At 68.2% G+C, this 12,775-nt stretch carries 5 protein-coding genes; 1 reads left to right on the top strand and 4 read right to left on the bottom strand.

The features are described from left to right. Positions 1 to 155: 155 nt before the first annotated feature. The 4 genes from ACIRF9_RS04385 to ACIRF9_RS04370 all read right to left on the bottom strand — a co-directional run bounded on the left by ACIRF9_RS04385 (position 156) and on the right by ACIRF9_RS04370 (position 10,417). On the bottom strand, positions 156 to 611 hold the full coding sequence (locus ACIRF9_RS04385; protein WP_390821330.1) for a hypothetical protein: 456 nt from the start codon (positions 609 to 611) through the stop codon (positions 156 to 158). After that, positions 611 to 7,267, bottom strand: a complete 6,657-nt coding sequence (locus ACIRF9_RS04380; protein ID WP_403816026.1) for an RHS repeat-associated core domain-containing protein — start codon at positions 7,265 to 7,267, stop codon at positions 611 to 613. Before ACIRF9_RS04380 ends, ACIRF9_RS04385 begins: the two co-directional genes overlap by 1 nt. Before the next feature lie 680 nt (positions 7,268 to 7,947). After that, positions 7,948 to 8,100, bottom strand: a complete 153-nt coding sequence (locus tag ACIRF9_RS04375; RefSeq protein WP_403816023.1) for a hypothetical protein — start codon at positions 8,098 to 8,100, stop codon at positions 7,948 to 7,950. Between the two features lie 265 nt (positions 8,101 to 8,365). Further along, positions 8,366 to 10,417, bottom strand: a complete 2,052-nt coding sequence (locus tag ACIRF9_RS04370; protein ID WP_403816020.1) for a bifunctional glycosyltransferase 87/phosphatase PAP2 family protein — start codon at positions 10,415 to 10,417, stop codon at positions 8,366 to 8,368. 399 nt (positions 10,418 to 10,816) lie between these two features. On the opposite strand from ACIRF9_RS04370, the gene ACIRF9_RS04365 reads away from it, so the two are divergent. After that, positions 10,817 to 12,673: a DUF2330 domain-containing protein gene (locus ACIRF9_RS04365; RefSeq protein WP_403816017.1), complete on the top strand. Its 1,857-nt coding sequence runs from the start codon at positions 10,817 to 10,819 to the stop codon at positions 12,671 to 12,673. The last annotated feature ends 102 nt before the right edge of the window (positions 12,674 to 12,775 follow it).

Below are 12,775 nucleotides of genomic sequence, written 5' to 3'. Positions count from 1 at the left end.
GACCCACGGCAACGTCCCCACACCGAACCGAACGCTCAACTACCGTCCTGGACACGGCCACCAGGACCGAGCCACCTCATTGTGTTAGCCGCTATTAGAGCCCCCGCGACAACCCGTCGCCGGGGCTCCTGTTCACCGTTACATGAAACGCGTATTCAATCCCATACTGCCTTCAGATCCGCAGCTACGACAACGACCGAGCCACGGGTGAAGGCGATTTCATGACTGAAACCAGCCGGGTGCGGCAGAGCCTCATCCAATTGCAGATCGCCCAAACGGGGCAGCATGCCGTCCGCTTCCTTGGTGGACAAATTCAAAGACTGAACACCTGAATACACGATACGCAGACCACTCTCATGCTTCCAATCATTTGGCGCCAGGAACATCTCAAGACCGACAAGACCTTCCACATCCGTGAGGACCATCTTGCTTAGCGTCAGATCTTTGACACAGCGAACGCTTCGAAAATCATAGTGGTCAGAGTCCGTCACGAACTCAGCCGCACCAACAGGAAGACTGCTCACGATCCGAGGAATAATTTCCAGATACCCTTGCGGATCCAGAAAGTACCCGTATTGATCTGACAGCGGTTCCACTATTACGTACTTCACTAGCAACCACCTGTAATACGCGGACGCTTCCAGTTATCGCCCTTGATGTTTTCAGTACCCTTACCCCCAAGCCGTCCGGCCGCTCGCATTTCCCCCACAGCCAACCCCTTCAGATTATTGTAGACATCTTGCGGGACGGTGACATCAGCACTCTTCCCGTGTTTCGGGAACCATCCATTACTACCGAAGATCCCGACTTCCGTACCTCGACGGTAAACATGGATCTCGAAGTCGACCGTGCCACCGATATTGATTCGGTCAAGGCGTCCCGTATACCCATCGCCGAAGCTCAGGGGATCCTTCGATCCCCCGGCATTATGTACGAGTACCGGACTCTTCCCGGCAAGCACATAGTACGTGTGAAGACCGTCGACGGTGAGGTTGCGGGTTTCCTGTTGCCCATGGAACGACGAGACCGTTTCGACGGTGACTACGTCTCCCCTGTCCGTGCGCAGGGTCATACCAGACCGCAGATCACCCGCATCGAGCCATGCGTGCTCGGAGGGCGACCAGAATGGATGGTGGTCGGTCGCGACAACCTCGGCGGGGCCGTCCTCCGTCTCCACTCCGACTTCTGTGAAGTCCTTGTCCTCATCGGTGACGATGGTGGCGAGGACTGTACGCTCTTCGGTCGCTCCGGACTCCGGATCCGTGGCGATTATCTTTTCGCCGACCGCGACGTCCTTGATCGGCTTGCTCGTGCCGTCCGCCATCAGGACTTCGGTCTCCAGCGTGAAGCTGTTCTTGAAGCACACCTTTCCGCCGCGCCCGAGGGCGTACTGCAGGATGATGTCGAAACCGACGTTGCCGCATATCGGGCAGGTGTTGACCGTGTCGATGCTTTTTACGTGGGCCCATCCCCCGTAGTAGTCCATGAGGTTCTTGCACGACATGTCGACGCCCTGGCTGAACGTGCAGCGCTCACGGAAGTACAGCTCGTAGTTCAGCTCGTCGCTGACGTTCGGCATGTAGGTGCCGAGGGTCTTCATCTGGCCGACGCTCGGAAGGCCGTCGCCGCCGAGGTAGTCCTTGCCCAGGTCCGAATTGGGCGGGGGCGCGGCTCCGTCTCCCAGATCGGTGACCACGGGGTCCGACGGAATCGGGTCATCCGTGTAGGTCGGGTAATCCCCTTCCTCCCCTGAGCAGTCGAGCGGGTAGCAGCTCTCCAGCCCCGTCGGGTCCATTCGGTTGACCGGATCGTTTTCGCTGTAGCTGTACGCGGAAAGGTTCTGCGGGGTGTACGGGCTGCTGAGCGGGTCCGGGCTGAGGAACCGGGCGAGCCGGGGATCGTAGGCGCGGGCTCCGAGGAGGGACAGGCCCGTACTGGTGTCTTCCGTCTTGCCCAGGAAACCGCTGTCCGTCCCCGTAGGCAGGCTCCCGTCACGCTCGTCGCCGAACGGGGTGTAGCGGCGGCGAGTCGACTTGCCCGTGTCGGCGTCGACCACGAGCTGCGTGGAGGCCTGCGGGTCGGCCATCAGGTAGAAGAGCTTGCCGCCCGTGACGCTGTTGCCCGTGGTGGTGCGCATGGCCACGGTGGACGTACCGCTGCTGTAGTACCGGGTGGCGGTGGCTGCCGTGCCGTCGCTGGTGCGCAGTTCCATACCGCCGAGGTAGGCGACCGTTTCCTGAGGAGTGGTGCGGACCAGGAGGTTGCCGTCGGCGTCGTAGGCGTAACGGGTCAGTTCGCTGCCACCGGACGTGGTGGTCTTCACGCTGGCCAGTTGGCCGAGCCGGCTCCAGGTGTAGTCGGTGGCCTTGGTGCTCCCGGCGGTCTCGACACGGGTGAGCATCTGGCCCGCGTCGTCGTAGGTGAGGTCCTCGGCCGTGGTGGTGCCGGCGGATTGTGTAGTGACCTTGCGGACGCCGTGCGGCTGGTCCGCGTTCGCGGTGGTCCAGTTGTCGGCGTCGTCGTAGCCCGGGTAGAGGTAGTCGCGGGTGGTGACCTCGCCCGTGGCGTTCGTGTCGGTGACGAGCTGGAGGTTGCCGAGGCGGTCGTACGTGTAGGCCGTCTGGTACGGGTCCTCGCCGGTGAAGTCGGAGGTGGTGTTCAGTGAGCAGGAGGCCGCCACCGCGCGGGTGGAGGCGTTGGTCAGCCGGGCCTGACCGTCGTAGTGGAAGCACTGCGTCTGCTCGGTCTGACCGGCGGCCAGCTCCTGGATCCCGGTGATCTTGCCGTCGTAGTCGTAGTCGTAGAGGTCTTGCTGCTTCTCACTGGTGAACTGGCCGACGGAGGTGGTCGTGGTAATGCCTCGCAGCCAGCGGGTCCCCTTGGCGAGGACGTAGTTGTAGCTGCGCTGAGCGCTGACACCGGTCAGCCCGGTTGTGGCGGCGCCGTAGTAACGGTCGGTCAGCAGCCCATAGGCGTCATAGACCGTCGTCCTGACATAGGTCTGGGTGTCCGAGGTGAGGCTGCGGGGCTGCCCGTAGGCGGTGTAGCCGGCGGTGACGGTCTCTGCGGCAAGGCCGCCGGCCTGGGGGTAGGTGACGGTGGCGATGTGGTCCGCGGCGTCATAGGTGTACGCCGTCGTGTAGTCGCCGGCCAAGCCGGTGACGGGTGCCGGAATCGTGACCGTAGTGCTCAAGGACCTGCCCCGGCCGTCGAATCCGTTCGACTTGACGGTGTAGGTGTTGCCGTCGGCGTCGTGACTCGTCGTCGCGGTGATCTGGCCCTTGCCGCCTGCCACACCCAGTCCGTCCCAGGTCCAGGCCGCGAGCTCCGTGGTACCGCTGTTGACGGAGATGCGGCGACCCAGGGTGTCGTACTGGTAGCTCAGGACCGTCTTGGCAGTGCCGGTGTCGGGATCGATGTTGCCGGACGCCGTGCTGACCCGGCCGTTGGCGTCGTAGGTCGTGGTGGAGATCCCGGCGTCCGGGTCGTCCACCCGAGTGCGCTGACCGGCCCAGTCGTAGGTGTAGGCCGTGGTGTTGTCGCGCGCGTCGGTGATCTGCTTCAGCAAGCCCGTGGCGGTGTAGTCGTACTGCGTGGTGAAGGCCGAGCTTCCGTTGTGCTCGACCACCTTCGACGTCTGGCCGTAGACGTCGGTGTACGTGTCCGTGGGATCGGCGGCGGCCGGTGTGACCGTGACGTAGTCACCGTGGTAGGCCGTCAGCTTCCGGCCCTCCTGAACACCCCGGGCTCTGTCGCCGTCGCCGACGAGGATCTGGGACTCCGTCGTGCGGCCCGCCCAGTCCAGGGTCAGTTCCGTGTAGGACGGCAGGTCCTCGATCGCAGGGTTGACCGGTCCGCCGGAGCCTGCGGTGCCCTGGTTGCGGAAGACCGCCGAGGTACCGGTGACGTTGCCGGCCGAGTCGTAGCGGACCACGGCGACCTGTCGGTTGGGCACCTCCTCCCCGGTGGACGGATCCGTCCCGTCCGGGATGGGCGTGTGGGTTTCGCGGGCTCTTCCGAGGCCGTCGGAGTACGCGTAGGAAGTCAGGTAGGTAGTGCCCGCCTGCAGAATGTGAGTGCCCACGCGTGGGAAGCCGGTCACCGAGTCGGGAATGCCACTGCTGGTGGCGGTGGGAATGCTGTAGTCGAACTTGAGTGACGGAGAGGTGCCGGTTTCGGTCGGCTTCCACACCTCGATGGGCCGGCCCGCGCCGTCCAGGACGACCTTGGTGATGTTGCCGTTAGCGTCCTTGGTCTGCGTCACCATCCCCCAGTAACGGGATGTCCACGCCGTGGTCGTGAGTGGACCACGCGAAGTGACGAGCCCATCCGGGTCGGGCGTGGTCGTCGTGATGCCGTTCAGCGGCCAGACGTTGGCCGGGCTGTAGGTCGTGGTGGTCCGGTTACTGTTCGCGTCCTCGGTCCAGATGACCCGGCCCGCGTCGTCGTAACCGGATTTGACGGGCTGGTAGGCACTCGACTTGGTGTACGTCCGGACTTCTGTGGCGTTGCCGTCGACTGGCTTGTTGGTGTCCACGGAGGAGGCTCCGTCGAACAGGGTGGCCGTGTAACCGTCCTGGTTGGCAGCGGCCCGGTTGTCGCAGCGCTCCGCGTAGTGGCGCGTCTCGTCGACCAGAATCATCCACCGCTGGATGCTGCTGCCGTCGTAGAGATCGGTGTTGTATGCGCGGCCGTAGGTGGTGCAGCGGTTGTCGGAGACGCCCTGTTCACCCTGGTCATCGGTGCGCACCGGCAATCCGTAGGTGGTCGAGGTGGAAGAGGCGTCGTCGTACACGTCCTCGACGACGTGAGTGCGCCAGCCGGTGGAGATCTTCGTCTCGGTGGTGATGCGGTCCTCCCGGACGAATCGTGCGTCGGGCAAGCCGTCGTACTGAGAGGTGTTGTGGGTCCAGTAGTGGTGGAAAACTCGCTGCTGCGAGCTGCCGGCGTCGTCGCGAGTGGAGCTCTCGATCGTGCGGCTCTGCAACCAGGGCGAGTCGGTGTAGGACGTACCCTCGCCGTCGGTGACCGACACCGAACGCGTGGCTGACGTGTCCGTCTTGGATGTGCGGTCGCCGTCCAGTCCCCGGAAGAGCCAGTGGAATAGGGAGTGCTTGACGGTGCCGGTGCCGTTCGTGACCTCTACACGCTGGTAGCCCCGCCAGTCCGACCAGGTTTCGTCACTGTCCGGAACCAAGGGGTCGTCGGTGAAGCGCCAACCGGCGCCGCCCTGGTAGTCGTAGGTGGTGGTCATCACCGGCGCACCGTCCTGGTCGCTGGTGACGGTCGGGTCGACGGTCACCTTGCTGACCAGGAACTTCTTGAACCAGCCGGTCTGTGCCGTGGTGGCGCCCTCGGGAGTCCACTTCTGCCAGTAGCAGTCCTTCGTATTGGAGGCCTGGCTGGGCAGGGCGTCCGCGCTGCACGGGTTCGGCGAGTCGTACGTGACGCTCGTGGTGGCGCCCAGATCTCCGTGGATGGTGCTGATCCGACGGAAGTTGAGTTCGCCGGTGCCGACCTGGTTGTCCAGGTCGGTGCCATTGAAGTTGACGACCGGGAAGATGACGTCGTTGCCCGTGCCATACGTTTCCCGCTGAAGGTAGTCCAGCCAGAGAGTGTTACCGACCGCTCCGTCCGGGTTGGGCAGGCCATGCTTGGTCTGGTACTGCTGCACGAGGTCCCAGCCATTGGCGCCGGTGTTCAGCGCGAAGGTCTTGACGTCCCAGAGCATGTCCTTGCTGAAGAAGGTCGGGTAGTACGTCTTGCCCGCGCAGTAGTAGTCCGTGGAAGTGCCGTTGCACAGCAGGTCGACGGGCACGTCCGGATACGACGACGGGCTTGAGGCGATCGAGGGGCAGGCGTCCGGCTCACTGCGCAGCGGATCCGCGTCCGCCATACGCTCGACGCACCGACCGGTGTGCGTGAATTCGACCTTGCCGGTCGGCTTGGAGCTCGCGATCTGGGTGGGCCATCCGTATTCGATCTTGGCCAGGTAGCCGCTCGCCGTGTAGGAGCGGGCCTTGTCGGTGTTGGCGACCGATCGGTAGTAGTTGGTCTCCCGGTCATAGAAGTAGACCGATTCGACCTCGTTCGCGTCCACGGTCCGGTCCAGGCTCCACCGCCACGCCTGCGTGCACGGCTCGGGGAACTGGGAGTAGCAGGGCTCGCCCGTGTTGTTGCCGACGACAGGGATGGTGAAGACGGAGGAGGTCGCCCCGCCAGAGCGTTCGGAGCGGCCCCAACCGAAGTAGTAACGCTGGCCGTCCTGGGTGGAGATCACCCAGTACTCGTCGTCCGCGCCGTACCCTCCGCTCAGGTGCTGCACTCTCCAGCCCGGGTCGTTCTGTACGTGGTAGGAGCCGGTGCCGTTGTCGTCCTGGACGAGGGTGGAGGTCACCCCGTTGAGGTTGATGACGTAGATGGCTCCGTCCGGTTCCACGGATCTGTTGGGCGACGCCCAGCACATGTCGCCGATCGACTTCAGTCCGTCCTCGGAGCAGTTGCGGTAGCGCCGCTCGATGTAGCCGACGTTCAGGTCCCAGCCCATTCCCACCCAGGACGCCTGGTTGTTGGAGGCTGAGGTGCGCCCGTCGACTGACTGCGAGTTGTAGGAGAGCGCTAGGGACGGCGCCCTTCCCATCGCCGGCGTGGGCAGGCTGAACGGATAGCTGTAGGTGAACGCACCGGAGCCGGTCGCCACATCCCATGACCCGGTCGGAGAGAGCGTGGAAGCTCGGTAGTCGCCGCTCTCGGAGGAGGAGCCGCTGGTGAGTGCGTAGACAGAGCTGGAGGTGCTGTCCAACTGCGTGGACAGACCATCGGCGTCGGGTTCCGCCACGACCGTCGCCGTCAGCGTGCCCTCAGCCGTGTCGTTCTCGGCGGGCACGAACTCGCGGTCCGAGCACTCCTCGGCCTCTGGTGTCTGCAAGGCGCATGCGGGCAGCTTCACCAACCGGAGCCGGGAAGCGAAGTCGCCGCCGTAGGCGTACTGGAAGCCCGAGTAGTCGATGCTGATCTGGACCTGGCCGACCGCTGCGACGCCGTCCGTACGGATGACCTGGACACCGAGGCCGATACCCCCCGCCGGGGCCACTTCCTGCCTGTCGAGTACCCGTACATCGACCTGGTCCGGCGAGATGGTCTCCGACTCGTCCCCGGAGCCGTCTGCGGTCGACTCCGACGGTTCCGGCGAAGCGCTGGGGTCCGGCTCAGGTTCGGCAGAGGCGGATTCAGCGTCGGGCGCCTTGGACGCGTCGGTCGAACTCACGGCCGGGGAAGGTGTTTCGGAGCCCGTGAGCGGTGACCGGGAAAGCTGGGGAGCGGTATCGGAAGCGTCGGCAGCCGGTGCGACTTCAACGACTTCGGCGACCTGGGTGTCAGCGGCATCTGCGGCGGACGTCGCGGTGGGTGTCACCGTGCCCGGATCTCCGGGGGCTGCCTGCGAGAGGTCCACCGTCGCCTCGGCGGCGTCGGGCCACTCGGGTGCCGGCAGCGCCTCTCCCGGCTCCTCCGCCTGCTGCGACGGCACGGTGCCCACCGACTGCGACGGCACCAACGGTGTCGTATCTCCCGCAGCAGCGACGGCCTGTTGCGGCGTCATGACCGACACGGTTGACAGCAGGCCCGTCAGCACCGCGCCTGCCACCGTCACGGACAGCAAACGCGCACGCCGAGTTGCCATTGAGTGCCCCCACCCATGCGCCCCACGCCCTGTTCGGCATGGGTCTCACTCCAGAAGTTGATCAGTGAAGCGAGAAGGTAATGCGCGTGAAGAACCTGTGAACAGGGGGAATGTAAAACGGTTCCATCATTTCGGTATGGCGTTGGTCACAGGCCAGACAATGCCTATCGGTGCTGTGTCGTGCCTGCCGACGCCAACCGTCCGGTCCTGTAGGCCAGTTGCGCTTCCCGATGTTCACGGCCTTCGCCGCCGGTCCGGATCGTGCGTCACTGGCCGCACTTCAGCTGGCCGTCGATCTGCGCCGCCGTCCGCTCCCCGTCCCTCGTCCAGTACTCCCCCGCCTTCAGCTTCACCTTCTCGATCGTGCGGACGGTGAAGACGTCGTCGCGGCCGTCGCCGGTCGGGTCCTCGTAGGCCACGCGTATGTGGGGTGGGATGGAGGCGGCGGTCGGGCGGGCTCCGAAGTACGGGGGACGGGGTCGGACGGACCCAGGAGGCACCCGGAGGTGCCCGACAGAGCCAGGGCGGTCGTCGCGGCGAGGAGGGTCGACCTGCCTCCTCGCCGACGATCAGGATGATCAGGACGAACGCGTACCGCTGACATGGATCCCCCACCCCGTCCCGGGGGCGCCTGCCGACCCCGGTGGCGGAAGGATGCAGGAGGGGTCGGCCGCGGGGGCACCGTCAGCCGCTCGGTGTCGGTTCCTTCGTTACCTGGAGCGGCTCCGAGCGCTCCGGCGCCGTCGCCGACCCTGCCCGCGGCCCCATCAGGGCGTACGACAGTCCGAAGCCCGCCGCCACGACCGCCGCGCCGCCCGCCGCGTCCAGGACCCAGTGGTTGCCGGTCGCGACGATGGCCGAGACGGTGAAGAAGGGGTGGAGGAGGCCTAGGGCCTTCATCCACCACCTCGGGGCGACGATCGCGATGACGAGTCCGCACCACAGGGACCAGCCGAAGTGGAGGGAGGGCATCGCGGCGTACTGGTTGGTCAGGGCGGTGAGGGTGCCGTAGTCGGGCTTGGAGAAGTCCTGGACGCCGTGGACCGTGTCGATGACGCCGAGCGCCGGCATCAGACGCGGGGGCGCCAGCGGGTAGAGCCAGAAGCCGACCAGGGCCAGGAGGGTCGCGAAGCCGAGGGCCGAGCGGGCCCAGCGGTAGTCCACCGGGCGGCGCCAGTACAGGACCGCCAGGACCGTCAGCGGGACCACGAAGTGGAAGGACTCGTAGTAGAAGTCGAAGAAGTTCCGGAGCCAGTCGACGCCGACCACCCAGTGGTTGACCGCGTGCTCGATGTCGATGTGCAGGAGGCGTTCGAGGTCGAGGATCTCCTGGCCGTGGGCCTCCGCCCGCGCCCGGCCCGCGGAGTTGGAGCCACCGGTCGCCGCCAGCCGGACCTGCTGGTAGGCCGCGTAGGTGACCCGGATCAGCAGAAGCTCGAGGAGCAGGTTGGGGCGGGTCAGGACGCGCTTGAGGAACGGCAGCAGCGGTACGTGCTTCCAGCGGGCCGGGACCGGTTGCGCGTACTCCGTGGGGATCGGTGTGCGGTAGTACGGGGACGTGCGCGGGAGGAAGGGGATCACCGTCGCCGCGGCGATGGCCGCCAGCAGGACCGCGTTGTCGCGGAGCCAGTAGAGCGCCGCCATGTTCGGCAGCATCATCCGGGCCGGGAGGGTCATCACGAGGATCACCGCCACCGGCCAGACATAGCGGTCCGAGGCGCGTGTGCCGACCCGGCCGACGACCGCGAGCAGGACCCACAGCAGCTGGTGCTGCCAGGTCGTCGGGGAGACCGCGATCGCCGCGCAGCCCGTGAGGGCCACCGCCAGCAGGAGCTGGCCGTCATGGGCGTAACGGACCGCCCGGCGCACGCCGAGGACCGCGACGCCCGCGCCCAGCACCAGGAACAAGCCGATCTCCAGCGGGCCGGAGAGGCCGAGGCGCAGCAGGGCTCCGTGCAGGGACTGGTTGGCGAGGGCGTCCGCCTTGCCGCCGAGGCCGACGCCCGCCATGTGGTGCACCCAGTAGGTGTACGAGTCGTGCGGCATCGCCGCCCAGGCGAGCGCGGTGACCGCGGCGAAGGTCGCGCCCGTGGCCGCTGCCGCGCGGCGGCGGCCGGTGAACCACAGGAGCGCGGCGAACAGCAGGACCGTCGGCTGGAGGGCGGCAGCAAGTCCGATCAGCGCGCCGCCGGTCTTCTGGCCCCGTACGACGAAGCAGCCGAGGAGGACGAGGAGGACCGGGATGATGCTGGTCTGGCCGAGCCAGAGGGTGTTGCGCACCGGCAGCGACAGCATGAGGAGGCTGATCGCGACCGGGGCGGCGAGGAGAGACGTCCGTCTGCTCACCGGCTGGGGCAGGGCGCGCGCGACCACCAAACCCAGGGCGACGACCAACAGCAGCGTGCCGAAGGTCCAGCCCCAGCCGAGGGCCTGTTCCGCCGCCCGGGTGAGGGGCTTGAGGACGAGTCCGCCGAACGGGGTGCCGGTGAAGCGCGTGGAGTCGTAGAGCGAACCGTTGACGTGCAGCACGCCGTCCGGGCCGACCCAGGTCTCCAGGTCCGTCAGCCGTTCCCCGCGCGGGGTGCCGAGGACCACGGCCACCTGGCGTACGGCGAGGACCGCCGCGAGCAGCCAGAGGCCGAGGCGGGCCGCGCGCAGACGGGCCGCCCTCGCCGTGCCGACCGCGGTCGACCCGAAGGCCTCCGCCGGTCGCCCGCTGTGCTCCGCATTCGCCACGCCTCGTCGGCCTCCCGCCCCGTTCGTGCCACGCGTCCGCTGCGTGGGTGTTTCCTGGACGAACCCTATGTGGCTCGCACCGCCCCCGGAGAGAGACGCAGGCCATCCCCGCTTCACCTGACGTCGGCCCTCCTTTTGTCCGGAAGACGATAGTGCGCCGGGGTGAGGTTGCCTCCGCAGGGCGCGATGTGGGTCACAGCACGGCCGGAACTGGCACTTCACACGAACGGAACCGGCGCTTCAGCCGTACCGTCGTACGCCCGTGCGGTACGGAGGGCAGCGGGACGGCTGCGCGTCGTGAACGGTGGACGGCCGTACCGCGGCGGGCAGTTACGGATGACGGATCAGGCGGTCACGCATCACGGCGGGCGACGGCGGACGACGAAGGGGCTGCGGCACATGGTCGGCTTGGTCGGCACGATCGGTTCACCGAGGGGGCGCGCGAGACGGCGCGCTGAGCGGCGGGGCGCCCCGGCGACCTGGGTGACCCGGGTGACCCGGGCGGCCCGGGCGGTCAGGGCGGCCCGCGCGACCGGGGCGCGGGTGCGCGCGCGGGTCGCGGCCGTGCTCCTGGCGCTGCTGGCGGTTCAGCTCGGTTCGCTCGTCGCGCCGGCGTACGCCTGCGCCTGTGGTGCGCTGATCCCCGGTGACGAGCGGCAGCTCACGGTCGGCCGGGAGGTGTCCGTGGTGCGCTGGGACGGCCGGCAGGAGCAGATCGTGATGAGTCTGCGGGTCGCCGGGGACGCCGAACGCGCCGCCTGGATCATGCCGGTGCCACGCCGGGCGACGGTGGAGCTCGGCGACGCGAAGCTCTTCGACCAGCTGGCCGCCGCCACCGCTCCCGTGCAGCGCTCCCGCACCCACTTCTGGCCGCAGGACGGCGACTGGCCGCTGACCGCCGGCGACGGCGAGGGCGGTCCGCCGCCCCCGCCGAGGGGCGCGGCCGAGGTGGGTGTGGTCGGGCGCGAGCGGCTCGGGCCGTTCGACGTGGCGCGGCTGACCGCCACCGATCCGGCAGCCTTGGACGACTGGCTGAGCTCGAACGACTTCGCCTTCCCGCCCCGCCTCGAAATCGCCCTCCGCCCGTACGTCGACCGGCGGTGGGAGTACGTCGCGGTCAAACTGGCCCCCGAAACCACCGGCGCCGCCCTGAACGGCGAGCTCGACCCCCTCCGCCTCACCTTCGCGGCCGACGCGCCCGTCTACCCGATGCGGCTGTCCCGGCTGGCGACCACCCCGCAGTCGCTGGGCCTGTACGTCCTCGCCGCCCACCGCATGGAACCGGCGTCCCGGATCGGCGGCGAGCGGCCCCGGGTCACCTTCGCCGGACGGATCGGTACGTCGGCGGGCGGCCCGCTGGGTGAGCTGGCGGCGGGCACGCCGTACCTGACGGCCGTCGCCCAGGAGTTCCCGCGCCCCTCGGCGATCTCGGGCGACCACGAGCTGCGCCGGGCCGCCGCCGACACCGCGTTCCAGCAGGTGATCTACGAGGACCGGCTGCTCAGGGTGCTCGGCGTCCCGGCGTGGCTGGTGACGGTGGTCGGCGGCCTCGCGGCGGTCACCACGGCATGGGTCACCCTCGCGTTGCGCGGCCGCCAGGCACGCCGAGCGACCCAGCCGGGCCCCCGCCACGCCTCGGGCCACCAGCCCACCCCGCCGTCCCCACCGGCCGACCGGGCCCCGGGGACACCCCCGATGACACCTCCGATGCCGACCACACGCCCCACCGCGCCGACCGCACCGCCGAGGCCGACCTCCCACGCCCCGGGGTCGGCCGCGCCCCCGAGGCCCACCCCGCACCCCGCCGGGGCAGCCGTTCCCCCGAGGCCCACCTCGGACCCCGCCGGGGCAGCGTTACCCCCAAGGCCGAGTGCACGCCCCACCGCGCCCCCCGTACCACCACGGCACACCTCGCGCTCCGCCGGTGGAGCCGATGGAGCCGGTGGAGCGGGTGGAGCCGGTGGAGCGGGTGGAGCCGGTGGAACCGTCCCCCCGAAGCCGACCGCACGCCCCGCCGAGACCGCCGCACGCCCCACCGAGACCGCCTCCCATCCCGCCGATCCCCCCGCACCCCCGCGCCCGTCCACACCCCCACCCCCCGCCCGTCCCCCCACCACACCCCCACCCCCCTCCACCCCCCGCTCCACACCGCCCCTCACCCCTCCCCGCCCGGCCCGACCGCCGTTCACGGCTCCCCGGTCCCCCGCGCCCCCGAAGCCCTTCACGCTGCCCGTGACGCCTCGGCCGAACGGGTGAATTCACGGGGCGGGGAACCGGGGAGGCCCCCTCGGCGGGGAACCCGCGCACGATGGGGCGCGTTGACATGACTAGTTAGCGGTTCTAACTAGATGAAGGCAC

Origin of the sequence: Streptomyces sp. NPDC096132 (assembly GCF_044763345.1) — a bacterium.
Lineage (GTDB): Bacteria > Actinomycetota > Actinomycetes > Streptomycetales > Streptomycetaceae > Streptomyces.
This window is presented reverse-complemented; position numbering and strand designations above follow the sequence as displayed.

Excerpts from the sequence above, each read along its gene's own strand:
- ACIRF9_RS04365 (WP_403816017.1), top strand. The coding sequence starts at position 10,817 with ATGGTCGGCTTGGTCGGCACGATCGGTTCACCGAGGGGGCGCGCGAGA.